The sequence below is a fragment of the Rhizobium sp. NFR12 genome (assembly GCF_900108545.1).
GTDB lineage: Bacteria > Pseudomonadota > Alphaproteobacteria > Rhizobiales > Rhizobiaceae > Neorhizobium > Neorhizobium soli.
Genome location: NZ_FNWM01000003.1, coordinates 380,928 through 403,660, shown reverse-complemented (window position 1 = coordinate 403,660; position 22,733 = coordinate 380,928). Strand labels below are relative to the sequence as shown.

Here is a 22,733-nt window from a genome sequence, read left to right as displayed (position 1 = left end):
CTCTACTTCCGGCAAACTGAACGTGAGACTACCCAACATAGATTAGGCAATAGGAATATACTATTGAGCAACGCTTAAATGTATTTTTACAAAGGCTTATTCTTGTTTTTTGCCAAGTCTTAATTACTAATTTAACAATTGTTTGCGATGAAGGTTGACCAATCACCTGTATTGCAAGGCTTCGTAATGTTCGATTTTTTCGGCGCAAACTCTAATCAAATTCTTTCGGCCTTAGACCTGTCCTTCGCGATCATCGAGTTCGATACCGAAGGACGCATATTGCGAGCCAATACAAACTTCTGCGATCTGATGGGATATAGCGAGCAGGAGATTATCGGTCAGCATCACCGGATTTTTGTCGACGGAGATTACGCTGCAACGCCTGAATACAAAGCCTTCTGGAGCAAGCTTAAGGGCGGCACGTTCGAGTGCAGCGAATTCAAGCGCATTGCGAAAAACGGCCAGGAAATCTGGATCCGCGGCAATTACAATCCGGTAAAGAATGCCAGCGGCAAGGTGTTGAAGATCATCAAGTTTGCCAACGACATCAGCGAAACAAAGATGAATGGGCTCGACAGCGCGGCCAAACTTTCAGCTGTTTCCCGCGCGCAGGCAACCATCGAATTCACGCCCGAGGGTGAAATCCTTACCGCCAACGACAACTTCCTGTCGGCGCTCGGATATTCCTTGAACGAGATCGTGGGTAAGCATCACCGGATCTTTATGGACCCGACCGAAGCGGCATCCCCGCAATACACGCAGTTATGGGAGCGCCTGCGCGGCGGCGAATATGTTGCCGACGAGTTCCGCCGCATCAGCAAGGACGGCCGTAGCGTCTACATCCAGGCTTCCTACAACCCCGTTTTCGATCCCAGTGGCAAGGTCATCAAGGTCGCCAAGTTTGCCACCGATGTTACCGGCCGGGTCGAGAACGTCGAGCGCCTCGCGGAAGGCCTGACGCGTTTCGCCGATGGTGACCTTTCGCAGCAAATTGCAAAGCCGTTTATTCCATCACTGGAGCGCCTGCGGACCGACTTCAATGCCGCGTCGCAGAAGCTGAAGCAGGCCATGGTGATGGTTGCCGAAAACGCGAAGGCAATTTCGGCCGGTTCGAATGAGGTTCGCACATCGGCGGACGATCTGGCGAAGCGGACCGAACAGCAAGCCGCATCGGTCGAGCAGACCGCAGCTGCTCTGGAAGAGATCACCACGACCGTGAAGGATTCCAGCCGACGCGCAGAGGAAGCCGGCCAACTGGTTGCCCGCACGAAGGAGCATGCCAACCATTCCGGTGACGTGGTGCGTGAAGCGATTGGTGCCATGGACCAGATCGAAGCGTCGTCGAAGGCAATCTCGAACATCATCGGTGTGATCGACGAAATCGCCTTCCAGACAAACCTGTTGGCGCTGAACGCCGGTGTTGAAGCGGCGCGCGCAGGCGAGGCCGGTAAAGGCTTTGCCGTCGTTGCGCAGGAAGTGCGTGAACTCGCGCAGCGCTCTGCAACAGCGGCCAAGGAAATCAAGACACTCATCACGGCCTCCAGCACGCATGTCGGAAACGGCGTCTCGCTGGTCACGAAGGCAGGCGCCGCCCTGCGCGAGATCGCGACCCATGTCGAAGGTATCAACGGCGACATCACCGCGATCGTCGAAACCTCACGCGAACAGTCCACCGCGCTGACCGAAATCAACCGTGCGATCAACACGGTCGATCAGGGCACACAGCAAAACGCCGCGATGGTCGAGCAGCAGACAGCTGCGAGCCATGAAATGGCAAGGGAAGCGGCCGCGCTGTTCCAGTTGCTCGAACAGTTCAATTTCGACAACGATCGGGCCCCGGCCCAGACATTGCAGAAGCGCAATCCGATCGCCCATCGCCCCGTCGCTTCAAGACCGGTCGCACAGCCCATTTCCGATCGCCCTGCAGCCGTCGCAATGCCGCGCAAGATTGCTAACGCCTCGTCTTCCGCTGCCCTGGCGGTTGCGGACTGGGAAGAATTCTGAGTTAACAATAGGCTCCAAGCCGTTGAAAATAAGCTGTTACCGCCGCGAGCCCGGATCACGCTCGCGGCGGTTTCGCCATCTCGTTTTGGTTTTCTAGACGTTGCGCTAATGTAGCAAAGCTCATCGCGTCAGATGCTTCAGTGTTGAAGCTTGATCGCGCGCTTACTGTATCTCGTTGACGTAGCGGTGGTCCGCAGTCGTCGCCCGGTGCGCAGAGATGAGCACTGGCACGGCCATCTGGTCGTAGGCCACTTCGTCGATCGTCATGACTGCGGCTGGAAGCGTCAGGTTCAGCCAGCGTGCATCATCCTCCGATGCCAGGTCCGCGCCGATCTGTTCACGGATCGCCGAAATCCGGATCCCGTAGTTTTCGAGGAGATGCAGATAAAAGAGCGGCGGGATGTCCTCCTGCTTCTGCGGAAAGCCGGGGACGCGCTCGCGCGGCAGCGTCAATGTTTCGTGCATGATTGGCCGGTCGTCGATATAGCGGACGCGGTGGAAATGCACGATCGGCCGGCCCGTTTCAATCTGCAGCTTCGCCGCTGTTTCGTCCGAAGCCTCGCCGAATTCCAGCGACGTGACCTTGGTAACGGATTTGCTCAGCGAGCCGTCCAGCCCGTGAAGACGAAAATACTGGAAGAACAGGCGCAATCCGTGCTGCGGTTTGCGTCCGGTCACGACGGTCCCGGTCTTGCGGCGTCGGCTCAAAAGTCCGTCGTTGGTGAGATCCATCAGCGCGCGTCGAATCGTTCCGACAGCAACGCCATAGGTTTGCGCCAGGGCGATCTCGCTCGGCAGCACGGAGCCGGGCTCCAGGGCGCCGATCATGATCGCCTCGGTGATCTGTCGTTTCACGACCTCATAGAGAGGCAGAGACAGGTCGCTCAGTCGGGCGGCATTTGCTGAATTATCAGGCAATGAATTGCCTCTTCTTTGGAGTTGACACGTGATGCCGATCTACGCTGTATTACTATATAGTTTATATTAATGAGCCGAGTTGTGAAGGCTGTCGGAATGCGGAGGACGACCGAGATGAGCCTACAGCAACCAGGCACCACTTCTGAGCCCCTGACGTCTGCCATGGCAGCGATTGACCGCGATGTCGAGATGGCCGTGCAGGATCTTGCACGGATGGTTGCGGTCGACACCACCTTTCCACCGGGCGAAGGCTATGGCGCGTTTGCGGATCTGATGACCGAGTTGCTGATGCCGCTTGGCTTCGAATTCGAGCGCGTGACGGTGCCTCACGACCTCTGGCATGTCGAGGGCGGACCGGCGTCCGGCGAACGCATCAATCTCGTTGCAAGGCGCGAAACGGACAGGCCTGTCTGCGGTCTCTACTATCATGTCGATACGGTTCCGGTTGCTCCGGGCTGGAGCCGCGATCCGCTGAAGCTGACGGTCGAAGGCGATGACCTTTTCGGGCTTGGTGCTGCCGACATGAAGGGCACAATCGCTGCGACGCTTCTGGCGCTTCGGGCGGCACGCGAATGCGGCGTTTCTCTCGCTTACGATCCGATGCTGCTCCTGTGCACGGATGAAGAAGGCGGTCTCTATCCCGGCATCCGCTATCTCGCAGAGCAGGGCATGCTCAAGGGCCATATCCTCAATTTCAACGGAACGGCCGCACCACGCGTCTGGGCCGGCTGCTTCGGCATCTTCAACCTGCAGGTCACGATTACCGGCCATGCGGTCCATGCCGGCGAGGGCAATCGCACCGGCGCGGGTGTGAATGCCATCGAGGGCGCCTTGCCGGTTCTGAATGCGCTCGCAGCGCTAAAGCCTGACGTGGCCAAACGCGCATCCAAGCTCGCGCCGCCGCCGCATGCAACCGGGCCGCTGCGGCCACAGCTGACCATATCCGCCGTCAACGGCGGCACAGCGGGCGGGCAGGTTCCGGCCGAGGTGAAGATCCTCGTCAGCCGTCGATATGCCCCGGAGGAAAGCTATGAGGACACGCGCGCCGAGATCGAAGCGACGATCCGAAATTGCATCGAAGGGACAGAGCTCGGGCTCAAAGTCGATCTTGTCGGTCATCTGATCCCGACCGACGATCCCGATGGCCCGCACTGGCCGCGCTGGCAACAGGCGCTTTCGCTCGGCTTCGGATACAAGCCGAACGATTTTCAGAAATGGGGCGCCGCCAGCTGTTCGGACTTCGGCTATGTCCAGAAGGCCGGCTTTGGCCCTGAAGTATTGCTCGGTGGCCTCGGCCGCCCGGAAAGCTGCATCCACAGCCCGGAAGAGCACACGACCCGACAGGACATCATCGCACTCGCAAAAAGCATTCTCGCCTATCTCGCGGCGGATTTCGCTGCCGAGGCCATGCCCGAAAGTCGCATATAACCATACCAAGCAGCATCGAAGCATAAAGGGAACGATAAACATGCTGGAAATGAAACGCCGCTTCTTCCTGGCCGGCACCGCCGCCATTCTCGCAACGCCATCGCTGGGCTCTGCCCAGGCCGCAGCACCGGCCAAGGGCGGTACGCTGAAAATCTCCGTCGACCAGGCCGTCAGCGTCATCCACCCGCTTCTGACCCGCGTCAACCCGGAATACCTGGTGACCGAGCTGCTCTACAGCAACCTCACCCGTCTCAAGGTCGACATGTCGGTCGAGCCGGATCTGGCCGAAAGCTGGACACCGAACGAGGCGCTGACCGAATGGACGTTCAAGCTGCGCACCGGCGTTACCTTCCATGATGGCTCGCCGTTCACGGCCAAGGACGTCGTCGCAACCTTCAAGGCAATCCTTGATCCAGCGACAGCATCCCCCGGCCGCAACAATGTTGGCCCGATCGCCGATATCGTCGCCGTCGACGACGCAACCGTCATGTTCAAGCTGACCGGCGCCTATGCCGACCTTCCCGTCTCCATGGCCTATACAAGCGCCCGCATCATTCCGGCATCGATCGCCACCGGCGACCTCAAGAGTCTGTCGACCAAGGCCGTCGGTACGGGTCCGTTCAAGCTGGTCTCCTATGAGCCCGATCGCCTGATCGTCGTCGAGCGCAACGAGAAATATTACGACCCGGCTCGTCCTTATCTTGACCGCGTCGAAGTGCAGGTCTTCCCGGACATTTCCGCTGAAGGTTCCGCGATGATGTCTGGCGATGTCGACATCGTCTCCACCATCCAGCCGACAGAATATCTGCGCCTCGACGGCAGCGATGGCGTCGACGTGCTGCGCACGCCGTCCGGCCAGTTCTGCAACATCAACTTCGGTTGCGATACGGCGCCCTTCAACGATCCGCGCGTTCGCCGCGCCATCGCACTGACCGTCGATCGTGAGGCAATGGTCGGTTTCGTCACCGAAGGTTTCGGAACACAGGGTAACGACACGCCGCTCAACGGCTCCTACCAGTTCTTCAAGGGCGTCAAGCAGCGCGAGCAGAACATCGAGGAAGCCAAGAAGCTGCTTGCAGAAGCCGGGTTCCCGAACGGTTTTGAAGCCACCCTTGTCGCCTCCGACCGCCCCGCTGTTCGCACGCAGCTTGCCGTTGCGCTGAAGGAAATGGCCAAGGAAGTCGGCATCACCATCAACGTGCAGACGATGCCGCATGCGACCTACCTCGAGCAGGTGTGGAAGAAGGGCTCTTTCTACGTCGGCTTCTACAACATGCAGCCGACACCTGATGGCATCTTCAAGCTGCTCTACACGTCGGACGCATCCTGGAACGAGACGCGCTGGAACAACAAGGCGTTCGATGCGCTGGTCAACGAAGCGCGCGGAACGATCGACACCGACAAGCGGACCGAGCTCTACACCAAAGCGCAGGAGATCATGAACGAGGAGGTTCCCTCGATCATTCCGTCCTTCTTCGACGTCCTCTCGGCTAAGCGCAGCTGGGTTTCAGGTTACGAAGCGCATCCGCGCGCATCGGTGTTTCGTCTCGACTATGTCTCGCTGACATCTGACGCACCGAAGCGCGGCTGATCTTAAAACCTGCCGGACGCCACCGGGCGTCCGGCTCTCTTGTCAGAGGAACACGACCCTGTCCCCGAATTACATAGCCAAGCGGCTGGTGATGATCGTCTACACGCTGTTCGTCGTGTCGCTGATCGTCTTTGCCATAACCCAGGTCCTGCCGGCCGATGCGGCCGTCATGATGTTGGGGGAAAACGCAACCCAGGAAGCGCTGGACGCGCTGCGCGCAACCATGGGCTTGAATGCGCCGATCTGGCAGCAGTATCTGACCTGGCTGTGGCATGTGGTTCAGGGTGATCTCGGAACATCTCTGCGCACCGGCCAACCGGTCGGCCCGGTCATGTTCGAGGCGCTCGGTCGTTCGCTGCTTCTGGCCTTCCTGTCGATCGGCCTGATGCTGGTTCTCGCCATTCCGCTCGGCATCATCGCCGCCATCCGTCGCGGCAAGGTCGCCGACATGGTGGTGAGCCTGATCTCCTATGCGGGCGTCGCACTTCCGGAATTCGTGACGGCGACGGTGGCCGTGCTGTTCTTCGCCGACTGGCTGAAGTGGCTGCCGCCAACCGGTTACGTGCCGCTGACCGAGGACTTTTCCCGCGGGATCGCCCATCTCGTCCTGCCCGTCTGCGTCATCTCGATCATCCTGATTGCCCATGTTTCGCGCATGGTTCGGTCCGAACTGGTGGACGTGCTGCATACCGACTATATCCGCGCCGCACGGCTCAAGGGGATTTCCCGCGGACAGGTTCTGCGCCGCCATGCGCTGCGCAACGCGCTTCTTCCCACCATCACCATTGTCGCGCTCGATGTCGGTTATCTTCTGGGCGGCGTCATCGTCGTGGAAGAGATCTTTGCCATTCCGGGCATCGGACGCCAGCTGATCGTCGCCATCCAGGCCCGCGACCTGCCGGCAATCCAGGCCGGCGTGCTGATCATGGCTGCAACCTATTCGATCGTCAATTTCATCGCCGACATCCTCTATGCCTGGCTCGACAAGAGGATTCAGTATGATTGATTTCACAAAACGTCTGTTGAAGACGCCGCAGGGCGCGATCGGAATTTTCCTCGTCGTGTTCGTGCTCCTGGTCGTCGTCTTCGGCCCTCTTGTCGCGCCGCACGATCCGGAAAAGCTGTCGCCTCTTGCCCGCTATAAAGGTCCGAGCCTCACCTACTGGCTCGGCACCGACCAGTATGGTCGCGACATTTTCAGCCGGCTTCTTATTGGAGCGCGGGCCACCGTCGTCATGGCCGTACTGGCCACGATCGTCGGCACCCTGATCGGGGCGCTGATCGGAACCGCATCCGCCTTTCTCGGCGGTCGCGCGGACGAGTTGATCATGCGCACCATCGATGCCGTCATGTCGATACCGAGCCTGCTGTTTGCGCTTCTGGTGGTCAATCTTCTCGGCTCCAGCACCGTCAATGCGCTGGTCGCTGTCGCCATCGCATTTGCGCCGGGCATGGCCCGCATCACCCGCAGCGTTGCGCTGTCGGTGCGAAAGCAGGACTATGTCAACGCCGCTGTCGCGCGGGGCGAAAGCGCCGGCTACATCATCCGCCGCGAAATGCTGCCGAACGTGATTGCGCCGATCATCGTCGAGATGACCATTCGCGTGTCCTTTGCGGTGATGCTGTTTGCGACCTTGAGCTTTCTTGGTCTCGGCGCCCAGCCACCGGCTGCCGAATGGGGCCTGATGGTATCGGAAGCGCGCCGCTACATGCATCTTTCCGCCGGCATCCTGATCTGGCCGAGCGTGGCGATCGCCATCGTCGCCGTCGGTTTCAACCTCCTGGGCGACGGTCTCCGCGATGCCCTCAATCCGCGGGCCTGAGGTGAAAATCATGACCACTACCGAACACCCTTCGCCCGATACCCCAGTTCTCACAATCGAGAACTATTCGCTGGATTACGAGACCACCAACGGCCCGTTTCACGCGCTGAAGAACATCGACCTTGCCATCCACCGCGGCGAGATCCTTGGCCTCGTCGGAGAATCCGGATCGGGCAAGACGTCGCTTGCATGGTCGATCATGCGCTACCTGCCCAAGAACGCCCGCGAGCCCGGCGGACGTATCTTGCTGGGCTCAGACAATCTGCTGGAAAAGGCGGAGCGCGAAATGGAAACGTTTCGCGGACGGCGTATCAGCATGGTGTTCCAGGATCCAAGCACATCGCTCAATCCGACCCTCTCGCTCGGCAAACAACTGGCCGAGGTTCTCGTGCGCCACCGCGGCCTGTCCTGGCAGCAGGCATGGACGGAAGGAGAGGCGCGGCTTGCCCATGTCGGCCTGAAGACGCCAGCGCAGATGATGCACCGCATGCCGCATGAGGCATCCGGTGGCGAAAAGCAGCGCGTCGTCATCGCCTCGGCGTTTGCCTGCAATCCCGAATGCATCATCTTCGACGAGCCGACCACCGCACTCGACGTCATCACCTCGCGACAGATCCTCGATCTCTTCGTCGAGCTGCAGGCCGAAACCGGCGTCGCCTCGCTCTACATCTCCCACGACCTTGCGCTGGTCGCCCGCACCGCCGGCCGCGTGGCGGTCATCAAACGCGGCGAGATCGTTGAGCAGGGAACCGTGCGTGCCATCTTCACCAATCCGCTGCAGGACTATACCCGCGAGCTGATCAACGCGGTTCCCGATCCCGCCCGCCGGCTGGTGAACGATGATGTCGCTCCGGCGGACAAGCCGCTGGTCGAGGTCGAGAATGTCAGTGTCCATTTCGGTCGCAAGCCGTTTCTTTCGGCCCTGACCGGCCGGAAGACGGAGCGCGTGACCGGCAACAATGCGATCAGCCTCAGCATCAGTCCGGGAGAAATCCTCGGCATTGTCGGAGAATCCGGCTCGGGCAAGTCGACGCTTGCCAAGGCCATGACCGGTCTCAACCGGTTCGAGGGCAAGATCCGGTTCGAAGGACGTGAGATCCGCAATCTCGGCGATATGGACAATGCCTATCGCAAGGACGTGCAGATCATCTTCCAGCACCCGGATGCCTCGCTCAATCCGCGTCAGAAGATTTTCGAGATCCTCTCGCGTCCGCTGAAACTGTTCGGCGATGCCAGCGATCTCGAGAGACAGGTCGGCGACATGCTGGAGCAGGTGCGCCTGCCGCGCACCCACGCAAACCGCTATCCGCATCAGCTCTCAGGCGGCGAAAAGCAGCGCGTGGCGATTGCCCGTGCCTTCGCCTCCAAACCGAAGCTTGTGATCTGCGACGAGATCACGTCTGCGCTCGACGTCTCGGTGCAGGCCTCGGTCGTCGAGCTTCTGCTGGAACTGCAGAAGGCCAGCGGCACGGCATACCTCTTCATCACCCACGATCTCAACCTGATCCGCCAGATCGCCCACCGGATCGCCGTCATGTATCGCGGCGATCTGATCGAGGTGGTGAAGGCGTCCGAGATCGATAGTCCCGACCGGGCGGAATACACCCGCCGTCTGATCGAGGCGGTGCCACGCGCCGCCGCGCAATACCAGTAATACCGCATCAAGGAGCATGACAATGGACCCGAAGTCCCTCGTGGATCGGATCGACGAAAAGGCCTGCCTCGATTTTCTGTCGAAGATGGTTCAGCATAAGAGCCATTCGGAGACGGAAGGCGAGAAGGTTCTGGCGCGCTGGATGGCAGTTGAGCTGGAAGAAATCGGCGTCGAAGCCGAGCTTCAGCCCTTCGACGATGGCCGGCGGTTCAACACGATCGGTCGCCTTAAAGGCCAAGGCGGCGGCAAGAGCCTGCTGTTCAACGGCCATCTCGATACCAATCCGGTCACCGAGGGCTGGACTGTCGACCCCTATGCCGGTCTCATCGACGACAAGTTCATCTACGGTATCGGCGTTTCCAACATGAAGGCCGGCGATGCCGCCTATTTCTGTGCGGTAAAGACGCTGCTCGAGGCGGGCGTCAAGCTCAAGGGCGACGTGATCCTGACCTTCGTCGTCGGCGAATTGCAGGGCGGCGTTGGCACACTTGCTGCCATCAAAAGCGGCGTGAAGGCCGACTATTTCATCAACAGCGAACCGAGCGATCTCGTTGCCGTCACCATGCATGCGGCAGCACTGAGCTATGTCATCGAGCTGACCGGCGACACCCGCCACCTGTCGAAGCGCGAGGAATCCGTCGACGCGATTGCCGCCGCCTGCGATATCATTCCGCGCATCAATGCGATGACCTTCAGCGGCGCCAGAAGCGATGTGCATCGCTCGATCAACCGCGGCCATGTGGGCGTCGTCCACGGCGCGCTCGGTCGCGACCTCGAGGAATGGCGTCCGCCGCAAGTGGCCGACTTCGTTCGCCTCAAAGGATCGTGCCGCTATGCGCCCGGCCAGACGCAGGAAGGCGTTCTCGCCGATCTCGACAAGGAGTTGCGGGCACTTGAGGGCCGGTTCCCGGGCCTGAAGGCAAAGCTGGTTCCCGAGATGATCGAAGGCCGTCCGTTGATGCCGCCCTTCGAAGTATCGCCGGATAGCCGCATCGTGACCTCGATCAATGCGGCCTATGAGGCCGTCCGCGGTGAAAAGCAGCCGACCGGCGCGATCACGCCGACGCGCTTCTATGGCACCGATGCCGGGCATCTCTACCATGAGCTCGGTATGGAAGGCATCGTCTGCGGTCCGGGTGGTCGTTACAACACCATGCCGGACGAGCGTGTCGACATCGTCGATTTCCTCGACATGATCCGCGTCTACATGCTGACCATCCTCGATATCTGCGAAGTGGCCTGAAACCTGGTCCCGGGCGTATCGATCGCCCGGGACACCCGACTTGCTGACGCTGGCTCCTTCACTCAGCAGCAACAATCGATCGGCCCCGGATCCGTGCCGCCATGCGGTAGGCGCGCGGTGTCAGCCCGGTTTCCATCCGGAAATAGCGGTTGAAATTGGAGAGGTTGTTGAAGCCTGCTTCAAAGCAGACGCCGGTGATCGGCATCTCCGTTTCCGCTAGCATGGTCCGAGCCCGCCAGACCCGGACCGAACGGCTGTAATGAGAAAAGTTCATTCCCGTCAGGCGTCTGAACGCGCGGGAAAATGCGGAAGGCGCCAGACCGACCATATCAGCTACCTCATGCATCTGCTTGACCGGGTCGGACTGCAGGATCTGGATGGCTTGGTCGATCCGGCGATGCCGTTTGTCGGACTGTTCGTTGTAGAATGATATGAAGTGCTCGCTGGCAAGCAGGCGCTTGCGGGGAGCGGCTTCGATCTCGTTGAGGATGTCGAGGAACAGCGTCAGACCGCCGCGGCCTTGCGTTTGGTGCAGGAGGAGAACCTTCGCCCCGATCTCCGCTGCCTCGGGCCCGAGGATCTCGACCCCACGCGCGGCAAGCGAACTCAGTCTGTGGAGCACGTCGAATTCAGGGCACACATTGCGGATTCCGATCAGCGCGTCCGCATCAAATTGCAGGACGAGATCGCGGCCGGGAAGCGAAGGAGCGCCGGGCGAGATCCAGTTATGCGGTAGATTGGTTCCGGTGAGGATCAGATGCTCGGATTTGAACGGCCCCACATAATCACCGACATAGGCAAAACCCTGGCCTTCGGGAATATAGTGGATCTCCCATTCCGGATGATAATTCCAGACGCCGATCGGGTTCGGATAGTCGTCACGGCGGATGAGGTAGGACATGCCGCCGGGCAGAACGATCTGCTCGCGCATGGCCGCGTGCGAAACAGGCTGCGCCAAATTCCGTTGGTTTGTTGTCGCCATCCCGTCACCTTGCACCGCAGCATGTCAAAATAATACCAGTTGAAAGCAAGAAGCCAACTAGTTTCATGTCGTAGGAGCGTTCACAGTGGCGATGTCTGCGGCATGGAAGAAAGATAAAGATCATGAAAGCACTAGTTCTCGAACGCGTCGGCGAGCTTACCCTGCGCGATATCGACCTGCCGCAAAACCTTGGCCCTGACGACGTCCGCATCAAGCTGCACACCGTCGGCGTGTGCGGCAGTGATGTCCATTATTACACGCACGGTCGCATCGGCGATTTCGTCGTCAACGAGCCGATGGTGCTGGGCCACGAGGCTGCCGGCACAGTGATCGAGGTGGGCGCCAACGTCAGCCACCTGAAAGACGGCGACCGTGTCTGCATGGAACCCGGCATTCCCGACCCAAATTCGCGCGCGTCCCGCCTCGGGATCTACAATGTCGATCCCGCAGTGACATTCTGGGCAACGCCGCCGGTTCATGGCATCCTCACCCCGGAGACCGTCCATCCAGCAGCTTTCACCTACAAGCTCGCCGACAACGTCTCGTTTGCCGAGGGCGCGATGGTCGAGCCCTTTGCCGTCGGCATGCAGGCTGCATCCCGCGCCCGCATCACGCCCGGCGACACGGCGGTCGTCACCGGTTGCGGCACGATTGGCATCATGGTGGCGCTGGCCGCACTGGCTGGCGGATGCTCGCGTGTGCTGATTTCGGACCTGTCGGAAACCAAGCTCAAGCTTGCCGAGACCTATGCCGGGATTACCGGCGTCAATCTGCGAGAGACCGACATCGTCACAGCCACAAACAACGCCACCGACGGCTGGGGCGCGGATATCGTGTTCGAATGCTCCGGTGCGCCCGCCGCCATCTGCGACATCTTCAAGATCGTTCGCCCCGGGGGTGCCGTGGTGCTCGTCGGCCTGCCGCCGGAACCCGTCCCGTTTGATATCGCCGCCGCCTGCTCGCGCGAATGCCGGATCGAGACCGTGTTCCGCTACGCCAACGTGTTTGACCGGGCCCTGGCGCTGATCGCGGCCGGCAAGGTCGATCTCAAGCCGCTGGTATCGGACACGTTCGATTTCGACCAGTCGATCAAGGCGTTCGAACGGGCAGCGGAAGGCCGGCCGGAAGACGTAAAGCTGCAGATTGTCATGGGCGGCTGACTGCCGGCCCGGAAGAAATTCCGGGCGGCGACCTCCTGATCGAAAACCGGCTCGTCGAGGCTTACTTCAGCTCGACGACACCGGCGGCAATGTCGGGCATTTCAGGAATGATACCGCTTTTGGCGTACCACTCAGCCACGGCACTGATCTGCTTCACGTCGGCTTGCGAAACGGCTGTCGTCGCTACCGCATTGTTTTCACCGATCTTCGCCCCGAGTTCGGCCGGGACGTTCATTTCCTTGACCCAGATTGCACCGGCCTCCGCCTTGTTGGCGACTGCCCAGGCGTTTTCGGACTTGATGACATCGAACACGAGCTGCAACTGATCGGCCTTGTCCTTAGCGAAATCGCGGCTCGCAACAAGAACCACGGCATTGTCGGACCTGATGGCGGCGCCATCGGCGATGACCCTGCCGTCATAGGCTTTTTCCGCGATGGTCAGGAACGGATCCCAGGTCGCCCAGGCGTCGACATGGCCCTGGCTGAAGCTCGGGCCGCTGTCGCTGGGGCTGAGATAGACGCGTTCGACGCTCGTCTGATCAATCCCGTTCGTCTCCAGTCCGCGCATCAGCAGATATTCCCCCGTTCCCCCGCGGTTCACTGCCACCTTTTTGCCGGCGAGGTCCTTGATGGCGGCGATGCCGGAACCCTTCGTCGCCACGATGCCCTCAGAGCCTGGCGCCATCTTCTGATAGGCAAAGATTACCAGCGGGATTTTTGCGGAAAGGGCTGCAATCGCCGATGTCGAGCTGCCGGCCGTGATATCGATGCTGCCGGCGTTGAGCGCTTCGAAAGCGGGTGCCGCCGCCGGGAAGGGGCCGGCCCACTCGACCTTGATGCCCTTTTCGGACAGCGCCTTTTCCAGCGTGCCCCGCGACTTGGCGAGCGTGATGTCGTTGGGTCCCCGCAACCAGCCGATCCGCACCACCGGATCGGCTGCCTGCACAGAGGGGGCGAACACGGCTGCGGCAGCGACGAGGGTGACAGCGGCAAGGAGAATACGCTTGGTGATCATGGCTTAGTCCGATCTGCTATTTGGGTACGGAAGTCAGTCTTGCGTGGGAAGGACGCCGAGCTCCTCCAGAAGCGCCGCTTCGATACGGCCTGTTCTGGGGTCGTCGCGGCGGCGGGGGCGGTCGATATCGACCTTGATTTCGAGCACGAAACGTCCCTGGTCGAGCACCAGGATACGGTCGGCAAGGGCGACGGCTTCCCAGACATCATGGGTGACGAGCAGCACGGCCGGGCAATGCTTGCGCCACAACGCGAGGACGAGCTCATGCATTCGCAACCGGGTCAGCGCGTCGAGGGAGGCAAACGGTTCGTCCAGCAGCAGCAGTTGAGGTTCGCGGACCAGCGCCCGCGCAAGCGCCGATCGCTGCGCCTCGCCGCCCGAGAGCGTCAGCGGCCAGGCATCGAGCCGGTGCGACAGGCCGACTTCCTCCAGTGCCTGGGTCGCCAGCGCTCGCGCATCCGGGTGGAGCAGACCGAGCGCGACGTTGTCGATGACGCTTTTCCACGGCAGCAGGCGCGGTTCCTGGAAAACCACTGAACGGCGGGTGGTCAGCTGAAGCTTTTCGGCTGGAGAGGTATCGAGCCCTGCCAGAATGCGCAGCAGCGTGGTTTTTCCGGAACCACTGCGGCCGAGCAGGGCGACGAATTCGCCGGGCGCCATGGCGAGGTCGATGCCGTCGAGAACGGCCGCGCCGCCAAACGAGCGGGTGAGTTGCCTGATGTCGACGAGGGGGATCAACCGAACACCACCGGACGCCAGCGCAGCGCATAAGCCTCGATCATGCGTACGAGACCATCAGTCAGCAGGCCTAAGATGGCGTAGACTAGAAGGCAGACGACGATGACATCTGTCTGCATAAAGTCGCGGGCATAGGAAATCGTGTATCCGATACCACTGGAGGCATTGATCTGTTCGCCGACGACGAGGCTGAGCCAGGCGACGCTGAGGCCGTATCGGACGCCCACGAGCAGCGAGGGGAGGGCGCCTGGAATGATGATATGGCGAATGATGCTTGTCGTGCCGAGGTCCATCATCTGCCCCGCCTCGATCAGCTTCCTGTCAATGCCGCGAATGCCGCCATAAAGGGTGAGGTAGATCGGAAAGATGGCGCCGAAGGCGACGAGCCCGATCTTCGGCATCTCGCCGATCCCGAACCAGAGGATGAACAGTGGCAGAAGACCCAGGAACGGCATCGCCTTCAGCATCTGGATCGGCGGGTCTATCACCGCTTCTCCGAACCGAGACAGGCCGGAGATCAGAGCCAGAACAATCCCGGCGACGAGCGCAATCGAAAAGCCTGCAAGCACCCGCAGGAACGATACGATCAGCCCGTTGATCAGTTCACCGGACGCGATGAGGCGGCTGGCTGTCGCGACGATGTCGCTCGGTCCGGCGAGAATACGCGGCGACAGCAGTCCCGTCATGCTGGTGGTCTGCCAGATGACAAGGAGGGCAATCGGCGAGGCGAGCCGCGACGCGAATTGCGCCAGGCGGCCGGGCCTCGCAGGACCCGCCATAGCTCGGTTCATGCCGGCCACCATTTGTGGAAGTGGTGGACCGGGCCATGCCCGCCGCCGATAGAAAGAGCTTTTCCGGCAATCAAAGCGTCCTGAAGATATGTTTTTGCAGCGCCAACGGACTCATGCAACGACAGGCCGCGGGCGAGGCCGGCGGTGATGGCCGCCGCAAGCGTGCAACCGGTGCCATGGTCGTTTCTCGTATCGACACGGGGAGAAGAAAACTCCGTCACGCCTGACTGGTCGAAGAGGAGATCGATGCTGTCGCAGCCGGTTCCATGCCCGCCCTTGATCAGAACGGCACGGGCTCCGGCGTTGAGGATGGTCTCCGCCTGACGGGTCATGTCGGACCGGGTTTCGGAGACCGGCATGCCGGTTAGCAGTGCAGCTTCCGGCAGGTTCGGCGTCACGATCGTCGCTTTCGGCACGAGGCTGGAAATCAGCGCGGATATTGCATCTTCGCGCAGCAGCCGATCGCCCGAGGTGGCGACCATGACCGGATCGAGGACGACGGGACCGCTGTAGTCTGTCAGCCCCCCGGCAACCGCGTGGATTGTTTCGCAGCGGGACACCATGCCGATCTTGATCGCATGGACCGTGATATCGGCGAGCACCGCGCGCATCTGCTCCCGGATCATTGTCGGCGAGATGTCTTCGACGGCGCTCACGCCCCGCGTGTTCTGGGCGGTCACGGCGGTGATGACGCTGGTGGCGAAGACGTTGAGGGCGGAAAAGGTCTTGATATCGGCCTGAATGCCGGCACCTCCGCCACTGTCGGAGCCGGCGATTGTCATGGCAACGGATGTCATCGTTTCACCTCGCTCAGAGCATCATCCACCCGGCGCCAAAAACTGCGGCAGGCGTCTGCAGGGTCCGGTGCGCGGAAGATTGCCGAAATGACCGCGACACCGTCGGCCCCCGCGTCGATGACGCTCCGCACCTGCTCCAGCCCAATGCCCGCGATCGCGCCGACCGGGAGGGCCGGATCAAGTTGTCGCAACCGTTCGCGCAGATCCCGCAAGCCTTCGAGGCCAACCGGTGGATCGGGGTTCTGTTTCGACAGGGTCTCGAATACCCCGCCGATACAGGCATAGCTCGCCTGCGCCCGGCCGGCGCGTTCCGCATCGGCACGTGTCTTGACGGTGAGGCCGATGATGGCGTCGGGGCCGAGCAGCCGGCGTGCGGTCCCGGCATCCATGTCGTCAGCACCCAGATGCACGCCGTCGGCGCCTGAAGCGAGCGCCACATCGACACGGTCGTTGATCACAAGCGGCACGCCGGTGCCTTCAAGGGCGGCCTTGATGCTTTTGGCCATGGCGATCATCTGCCGGGTGGAGTCGGTCTTGTCGCGGTACTGGATCAGCGTCGCGCCATTTCGGGCGGCGATCGCGGCGAGGTCGACGAGATCGCCGACATCGGAAAGACCCGCATCGACGATCGGGTTCAGTCGGTAGTCAAATTTCATGGTCGATCCTTCCGTGCAGACTGAGCTCTTCGGCCGTCAGCGCTGACAGTGCATCCAGGAAGGCAACGGCGAAACTGCCGGGACCGCGCGCGTGCTCGGCGGCCTGTTCCGCGGCGACGCCGGTCGCCGCCAGCGCTGCTGCGGCCGCTGCCATAGCATCCGGTTCCACGGCCAGAAACGCGGCGATGACGCCGCCCGATAGGCAACCGGTCCCGGTGACATCCGCCATCCATCGGTGGCCGTTACGAACAGTGCCGGTTCGCGCGCCATCCGTCAGGCGATCGTGAGCGCCGGTCTCGATTTTCAGTGTTTCGCCAATGTCTCCGAACAGCGCCATCTCCGCGCTGTTGCCACGCAGTACTGTTGGGCGGCGGGCGATCAATGTCTTTGCAAACTCCAGCCGCACGGGGGAATAGTCGCTATGAACGGGATCGAGGACCCAGGGTTTTCCATGATCGTTTGCGACCTCGACAGCCAGTTCGATCACCTTGCGACGGTCAGCATCCAGCGTGCCGAGATTGACGACGAGGACATCAGCCTTGGAGACGAAACCGACGATTTCGTCCGGGGAGGAGGTCATCGAGGGGATGGCGCCGATTGCAGTGATGCCGTCAGCAACGAATTTCTGCACCACGGTGTTCATCAGGCAATGGACGCGCGGGCGCCGGGCCCTCACACGTGCCAGGAGATCGCCGGCCTGTTGCGGCGTCGGGGAATTGTTCATTGTCATCACCGGATTTCGATCGCCACGTCATCGACCGGCGGGGCCTGCGGAATAAGGCCGCTCGCGGCCATGAACTCACCGAAGCGCTGGTAGCGACCCCGATCCAGCGCTGCAGGCCGTTTGGCGAAACGCGGCAGCGTGTCGGTGAACGCCTGACGATTGAGCGGGTCGTCGAGGTTGGGATAGGCCTTGATGAACAGTTTCCAGGCATCATCGGGGTGATTGGTCAGGAAAATGGCAGCCTTCTCGACGGCTTCGAGAAAGCGGGGCAGGCGAGGATCTGTCGCCAGCCCGTCGCGTGTGACGAAGATCAGCTCGTCGTAAACGGGGACGCCGTGTTCTTCCGGAAAGAATGAACGGCCCTCGTGCCCTTCGATCCGCATCTGCGTCAGTTCGAAGTTTCTGAAGCCGCCAAGCGTGGCATCGACCTTGCCGCCGATCAGCGACGGCGAGAGGGCGAAATTGACGTTGATCAGTTCGACCTCGGTAAGCCCAATGCCTTCGCCCTCGAGCATGCGCTTCAGCATCGCGTCTTCGAAACCCGTGACGGAAAAGCCGACCTTCTTGCCGCGCAGGTCCTTGAGGCTCTTGATCGGGCCATCGGCGAGAACCGTCACCGTATTCAAGGGCGTTTCGACGAGGGTACCGATTCGCTTGAGCGGCAGGCCGGCTGCACGATCGAGATACAGGTTCGGTTGGTAGTGGATGCCGATATCGGCCTGGCCGGCGGCAACGAGGCGAGGCACCGTCGACGGGTCGGCGGGAGGCACCAGCTCGACATCGAGGCCGGCGGCTTTGAAATAGCCGTTTTCGGCGGCAATCACGAGCGGCGCATGGTCCGGGTTCAAAAACCATTCAAGCATGACGGTGAGCTTTTCTGCGGCATGCGTTGCGGATGCATTCATGCTGGCGGATATGGCAATGGCAAAGGCCAGAAGCATGCGTTTCATGGGTGGTCGTCTCTCCTCACGATGATAACTGTGTCTGTTGTTCGGTCTCGGTCGCCCAATGGGGGCGTCCCTTTACGAGACGGTCGAAACCGAGGCGCAGCGCGACGCTGGTCAGGGCCAGGATGGTCATGGCTGCGAAAACGGTGTCGGTCTGCATGCGGGCGTTCGCCTGAACCATGACGAAGCCGAGCCCGGCTGAAGCCCCGACCCATTCGCCGATCACGGCACCCAGCGGCGCGAGCGGCACGGCGACGCGCAGACCGGACACGAGCGCCGGCAGCGCAAGCGGTGTTCTGAGCCTCACAAGGATCTGCCAGGGCGTCGCGCTTGTCAGCGCGGCGGCTTCCAGGATCGCTGGTTCCGTCCGCCTCAGGCCATCTGCGAAGGCGGAGGCGACCGGGAAGAAGATGACGAGCGTCGTCATCATCACTTTCGACGCCATGCCGAAACCGAGCCAGAGCACCAGGATGGGTGCCAGCACGAAGACCGGAAAGGTCTGCAGGATAAGGATGATCGGCCAGGCAAGCCTGCCGGCCCGCGGGAATGCCACGACGAGAAACGCGACCGCCGCACCGAAGATGCTGCCGGCGACGAGACCTGCAAAAATCTCGGTGATGGTGACAGCGGTATGATGAGCGAGGAAGCTGCTCTGACGCACCAATGCCTGCACCACCGCGAGCGGTGACGGCAAAAGATAGCGTGGCGGCGAAAAGACCTGAACGGCTATCTGCCAGCCTACCAGCAGCAGAAAAAGCCCGAGGGCTGCAAACCGGGACTGCATGTCAGCGACGCGGGTTGAAACCGTCGAACCGCATTCGTCCTATTCGGGTATTTCTCGAGAGCGTAAGCATGGCTGATCTCCTGACCTTGACATCATGGAGATCCAGGCGAGCGGAGAATAAGAAAGAGGTGCGGTATTGCGCCGTTTCCGTTCCTACGCCGGTATGACCCGGATCAGGTTCAAGGGTCCGGCTCACCGCCATCTCAGCACCGTTCGATGCTCCCCTCGGAATGACGCTAAGGTTGAACAAAGAAACGGCCTTTGTCAATCGCTTGCGATCGCTGTCCGGCAGAGCCTGCGCGGCGAGCTGACAAAAATTTTATTCTATGTCATCCGCCTCCCGGAAACCCGGGGCCCGTCCGCTGGTTATGTCTTCGCAACTTAGGAGGAGCAACCATGACCGATAGAGAACAGGAACAGCGCGAACGGGCCTACAGACTGTGGGAGGAAGAAGGCCGTCCTGAAGGGTCCCATGACGATCACTGGAAGCGTTCCGAGCATCCAGCCGACATGTCGGATCAGGAAAGCGACGATGTGACCAAGGTCAACCAGCAGGCTGATGCGGCGTTTGGTGGAGAGAACGATGCAGCGGCCGACGATGCCGCCACAATCCGGCCTCCGTCGTCAGTCGCGCCGGACTGACGTCGACCAGCGGTAGTCTGGATAGGTATCAGACCTGCCCTGCATGAAAGGGGTTGGCACAACACCTCGAAATATCGGCTGCCGATAGTTCGGCCGTCGACACACTTCAGCCGTCACAAAACCCGTTCGTCCGGTCCACTTTATGCGTCGTCGGGCGATCGAGAACCTGACCGAAACACACGACGGCCACCCGTTTTCCGGTGGCTTTCGCCAGATACATATAGTCGTCAGCGCGTTTGACATAGGTTTGCGGCGTGTCTTCGGCCTTTAGGAACGTAACGCCGACCGCGGCACCCGTGAATGTCACCTGGCCATCGATGGGGATCGGCTTGAACACCCTTTCCATCGTTTCCTGAATATGCGTCTGCATATCGCCCGCAAACTTGCGATCCATGTCGAGAAGAATAGCAAACTCGTCTCCTCCGACCCTGGCGATGAAATCCGTTGCTCGGAAACTTTCGCGAAGTCTCGCCGAGATCGTTCGCAGGACTTCGTCGCCTGCGGAATGCCCCAGACTGTCGTTGACGATCTTGAAGCCGTTGAGATCGATGTAGGCGATGGCGAGCTTTCTGTCATTGAGCAGGTTGCGGGCAACCTCTCCGGCAACAACCTCATCGAAACAGGCTCGGTTTGGGAGACCTGACAGGGCATCGGTCTGCGCGGAGGTTTTCAGAGCGCTTTCGATAGCGCGCTGCTGCCTGACGCGGGCAGACACATCGACAATGACCTCCACATCGAATGAAACGCCATCGACGATCGTGCGTTGCGCGGAAATCAGGGTTGGGATGATCGTACCATCCGAATGAGCAATCTCAACATCTTCGAGCTCGTAGGCGCCGTCCTCGCGCAATAGCCGGTGCCGTCTGTCGCGGGCGGGATTGTCGATCGCGGCACCCTCGGAAATCAGCTTCTTTCCGTTGATCTCGTCCCATTTCAGGCCGGTGAGCTTCAGATAGGCATCGTTGACTTTGACGTAGCTCGAGGTTTTCGTGTCGCTCGTCGTGATGGCCATGGCAATGGGCGCGGACTCAAACATCCTCATCAGCATTGAGATCAAGTGTTGCGTCGGCAGGACATCAGCCTGGTCCGGATCATGCCAGACATGAGGAGCCTTCACGGATACTTTCCCGTCCAGCGGGACCTCCGTGGGCACGATCTCGGTGATGGTGCCGTACCATTTCACGATCTTGCCGGTCGCATCGCGATGAGGCTTTGCCCGACTGACCATCCATCGCCAGCTGTCGTCGTGCAGACGCATGCGAAACCTGGTTTCGAATGGGTCGCCGGATGGCAGCCATCCAAGCCATTCCCGCCGAACCCGCAAACTGTCGTCCGGATGCATCCGACCGTACCAGTCCGCGATCCGGTCACGCATCCTGGACATCGTCGGGTCTGGCGTTGGCCCCATGAAATTGACAATGCCTTCGGCATCGCTCGACCAGGGAATGTTCGGGCTGAGTTCGATCGACCATCGTGCGTGGTCTTCCGTCTCGGTCAGCGCCTTTTCCATCGACTTGTGACCGGTAACATCGATCGCCGTGACCGAAATGCCGATCGGCTCGCCCGCGTCGTCATCGACCCGCTGGTTCACCACGAGGAGAATGTTCTCACTTCCGGGCGGACGATATTCGTCCACAATCAAAGGCTCGCCCGCAAAGACTCGCTGAAGATCTTTGGTGACCCGGCGCGCCTCTCGTGCCGGCATGAAACTGTGAACGGTGAGCCCGATCATCTGCTCGGGCGTTAATCCCAGCATTGCAGCGAACCGATTGTTTACACTGACATGGCGCAAGTCTGAATCGAGAAAGCAGAGACCGACCGGTGCCGCCTCATAGAGCGTTTCCAGTTGATGGACCCGCTGGAACAGCGAGCCGGTTCCGCGGCGTTCCGTGAGTGGCTTCTGCTTGCTGACAGCGAGAAGCCGTTCTGTCGCATCACCGTCGACAGGTCTGCCAAACAGCCACCCCTGTCCAACGTCGCAACCAAGGCGCTTCAGCATTTCTGCCTGTTCTTCGGTTTCAACGCCTTCGGCAACAACCGTCATGCCAAGGCTTTGCCCCAGCCCAATGACCGAGGCGACGATTTTCCGGCTGCCGCTGTCATGCTGCATGGAGCGCACGAAGCTTGTGTCGATCTTCAGTTTGTCGAAGGGGAACGCGTGAAGCCGCGTCAGGCTGGCAAAGCCGGTCCCGAAGTCGTCGAGGGAGATGCCCATTCCGGCAGACTTGAGCGATGCTATGTTTTCCCTGACGACTGTATCGTCATCGAGCAGTGCGCTTTCCGTCATTTCGATATGGATCCGGTTCATCGGAAACCCGGTGTCCGAGATTATCGAAGCCAGAAAGTGGAAGAGGTCTGGGTCCTGAAACTGCGTCGGCGACAGGTTGATCGCGAGGACAAAGCCTCCCCTCCAGCTTGCAGCTTTGCGACAGGCATCCTGGACGATCTTTTGCGTCAAAGCGCCAATCAGATTGCTGGTTTCGGCGAACGGAATGAAATCTGAAGGTGCGATGGCACCTGCTTCAGAATCGGTCCAACGCGCAAGAACCTCAAAGCCGATGATCGCACCGCTCTGCAGATCGACAAGCGGCTGAAATGCCGGCCAGATCGCATCGGTTGAGAGGGCGTCGGAAAGTCGTCGCTTTGACAAGATGCCGTCTTTGGCGGACGCGGGTCCTTTCGTCAAAACCTGCGGTGCAGATTTCCGATTTGCCGGACCGATATGTCGACCAGAGATCATGGCACTTTCCACACTTGCGGAAAAGCAATGTCAGAGACCGCTTAAGAATAGATTAGCATGGCTTAATTTAAGAAACGATGCGTATCTGTCGGCATC

General features: G+C 60.6%; 20 protein-coding genes and 1 riboswitch. Of the genes, 9 read left to right on the top strand and 11 right to left on the bottom strand.

What is annotated here, in order from left to right:
* Positions 1-186 precede the first annotated feature (186 nt).
* Complete coding sequence (locus tag BLW69_RS15280) at positions 187-2,004, top strand: methyl-accepting chemotaxis protein (protein ID WP_092663128.1); 1,818 nt, start codon at positions 187-189, stop codon at positions 2,002-2,004.
* A 162-nt stretch (positions 2,005-2,166) separates the two neighbouring features.
* On the opposite strand, the gene BLW69_RS15275 is transcribed toward BLW69_RS15280, so the two are convergent.
* Complete coding sequence (locus BLW69_RS15275; protein WP_062459564.1) at positions 2,167-2,922, bottom strand: GntR family transcriptional regulator; 756 nt, start codon at positions 2,920-2,922, stop codon at positions 2,167-2,169.
* Positions 2,923-3,084: 162 nt separating this feature from the next.
* On the opposite strand from BLW69_RS15275, the gene BLW69_RS15270 reads away from it, so the two are divergent.
* Genes BLW69_RS15270 through BLW69_RS15245 form a run of 6 tightly spaced genes read left to right on the top strand, consistent with a single transcriptional unit; the run spans position 3,085 to position 10,661 of the window.
* The gene (locus BLW69_RS15270) at positions 3,085-4,350 is read left to right on the top strand and encodes a M20 family metallopeptidase (RefSeq protein WP_244508845.1); all 1,266 of its coding nucleotides are present in this window, start codon (positions 3,085-3,087) and stop codon (positions 4,348-4,350) included.
* A gap of 40 nt (positions 4,351-4,390) precedes the next feature.
* Positions 4,391-5,941 (top strand): ABC transporter substrate-binding protein, encoded by a 1,551-nt coding sequence (locus tag BLW69_RS15265; protein ID WP_092663124.1) that lies wholly within the window; start codon positions 4,391-4,393, stop codon positions 5,939-5,941.
* A 58-nt stretch (positions 5,942-5,999) separates the two neighbouring features.
* A complete protein-coding gene (locus BLW69_RS15260) occupies positions 6,000-6,947 on the top strand; it encodes an ABC transporter permease (protein ID WP_092663122.1) in 948 nt (315 codons plus the stop codon).
* Complete coding sequence (locus BLW69_RS15255) at positions 6,940-7,764, top strand: ABC transporter permease (protein WP_062459577.1); 825 nt, start codon at positions 6,940-6,942, stop codon at positions 7,762-7,764. Before BLW69_RS15260 ends, BLW69_RS15255 begins: the two co-directional genes overlap by 8 nt.
* 10 nt (positions 7,765-7,774) lie before the next feature.
* Positions 7,775-9,418 (top strand): nickel ABC transporter ATP-binding protein NikE, encoded by a 1,644-nt coding sequence (locus tag BLW69_RS15250; RefSeq protein WP_092663120.1) that lies wholly within the window; start codon positions 7,775-7,777, stop codon positions 9,416-9,418.
* 22 nt (positions 9,419-9,440) lie between these two features.
* On the top strand, positions 9,441-10,661 hold the full coding sequence (locus BLW69_RS15245) for a M20 family metallopeptidase (protein ID WP_092663118.1): 1,221 nt from the start codon (positions 9,441-9,443) through the stop codon (positions 10,659-10,661).
* A 58-nt stretch (positions 10,662-10,719) separates the two neighbouring features.
* On the opposite strand, the gene BLW69_RS15240 is transcribed toward BLW69_RS15245, so the two are convergent.
* The gene (locus BLW69_RS15240; RefSeq protein ID WP_092663116.1) at positions 10,720-11,643 is read right to left on the bottom strand and encodes an AraC family transcriptional regulator; all 924 of its coding nucleotides are present in this window, start codon (positions 11,641-11,643) and stop codon (positions 10,720-10,722) included.
* A 122-nt stretch (positions 11,644-11,765) separates the two neighbouring features.
* On the opposite strand from BLW69_RS15240, the gene BLW69_RS15235 reads away from it, so the two are divergent.
* Positions 11,766-12,803, top strand: a complete 1,038-nt coding sequence (locus BLW69_RS15235; protein WP_092663114.1) for an NAD(P)-dependent alcohol dehydrogenase — start codon at positions 11,766-11,768, stop codon at positions 12,801-12,803.
* Between the two features lie 61 nt (positions 12,804-12,864).
* Here the strand turns inward: BLW69_RS15235 and BLW69_RS15230 are convergent, their stop codons facing one another.
* The 8 genes from BLW69_RS15230 to BLW69_RS15195 are packed head-to-tail and all read right to left on the bottom strand — an operon-like array spanning position 12,865 to position 19,255.
* Positions 12,865-13,818, bottom strand: coding sequence for an aliphatic sulfonate ABC transporter substrate-binding protein (locus BLW69_RS15230; RefSeq protein ID WP_092663112.1), 954 nt, complete (start codon positions 13,816-13,818; stop codon positions 12,865-12,867).
* A gap of 33 nt (positions 13,819-13,851) precedes the next feature.
* Positions 13,852-14,556, bottom strand: a complete 705-nt coding sequence (locus tag BLW69_RS15225) for an ABC transporter ATP-binding protein (RefSeq protein WP_092663110.1) — start codon at positions 14,554-14,556, stop codon at positions 13,852-13,854.
* Positions 14,553-15,347: an ABC transporter permease gene (locus BLW69_RS15220; RefSeq protein ID WP_244508844.1), complete on the bottom strand. Its 795-nt coding sequence runs from the start codon at positions 15,345-15,347 to the stop codon at positions 14,553-14,555. The genes BLW69_RS15225 and BLW69_RS15220 overlap by 4 nt, the downstream gene beginning before the upstream one ends.
* Positions 15,344-16,144: a bifunctional hydroxymethylpyrimidine kinase/phosphomethylpyrimidine kinase gene (gene thiD, locus BLW69_RS15215; RefSeq protein ID WP_092663106.1), complete on the bottom strand. Its 801-nt coding sequence runs from the start codon at positions 16,142-16,144 to the stop codon at positions 15,344-15,346. Before thiD ends, BLW69_RS15220 begins: the two co-directional genes overlap by 4 nt.
* Complete coding sequence (gene thiE, locus BLW69_RS15210; RefSeq protein WP_092663104.1) at positions 16,141-16,800, bottom strand: thiamine phosphate synthase; 660 nt, start codon at positions 16,798-16,800, stop codon at positions 16,141-16,143. The genes thiD and thiE overlap by 4 nt, the downstream gene beginning before the upstream one ends.
* On the bottom strand, positions 16,790-17,530 hold the full coding sequence (locus BLW69_RS15205) for a hydroxyethylthiazole kinase (RefSeq protein ID WP_092663102.1): 741 nt from the start codon (positions 17,528-17,530) through the stop codon (positions 16,790-16,792). Before BLW69_RS15205 ends, thiE begins: the two co-directional genes overlap by 11 nt.
* Positions 17,530-18,474: an ABC transporter substrate-binding protein gene (locus BLW69_RS15200; protein ID WP_092663100.1), complete on the bottom strand. Its 945-nt coding sequence runs from the start codon at positions 18,472-18,474 to the stop codon at positions 17,530-17,532. Before BLW69_RS15200 ends, BLW69_RS15205 begins: the two co-directional genes overlap by 1 nt.
* 16 nt (positions 18,475-18,490) lie before the next feature.
* Positions 18,491-19,255 carry an ABC transporter permease gene (locus BLW69_RS15195; RefSeq protein WP_092663098.1) on the bottom strand — a complete coding sequence of 255 codons (765 nt, stop codon included), beginning with the start codon at positions 19,253-19,255 and terminating at the stop codon, positions 18,491-18,493.
* Positions 19,256-19,388: 133 nt separating this feature from the next.
* Positions 19,389-19,491, bottom strand: a riboswitch (TPP riboswitch).
* Between the two features lie 160 nt (positions 19,492-19,651).
* Between BLW69_RS15195 and BLW69_RS15190 the strand changes: the two genes are divergently transcribed.
* A complete protein-coding gene (locus BLW69_RS15190; RefSeq protein ID WP_062459613.1) occupies positions 19,652-19,897 on the top strand; it encodes a DUF2934 domain-containing protein in 246 nt (81 codons plus the stop codon).
* Positions 19,898-20,003: 106 nt separating this feature from the next.
* On the opposite strand, the gene BLW69_RS15185 is transcribed toward BLW69_RS15190, so the two are convergent.
* Complete coding sequence (locus BLW69_RS15185) at positions 20,004-22,547, bottom strand: EAL domain-containing protein (RefSeq protein ID WP_175487274.1); 2,544 nt, start codon at positions 22,545-22,547, stop codon at positions 20,004-20,006.
* Positions 22,548-22,733: the final 186 nt, after the last annotated feature.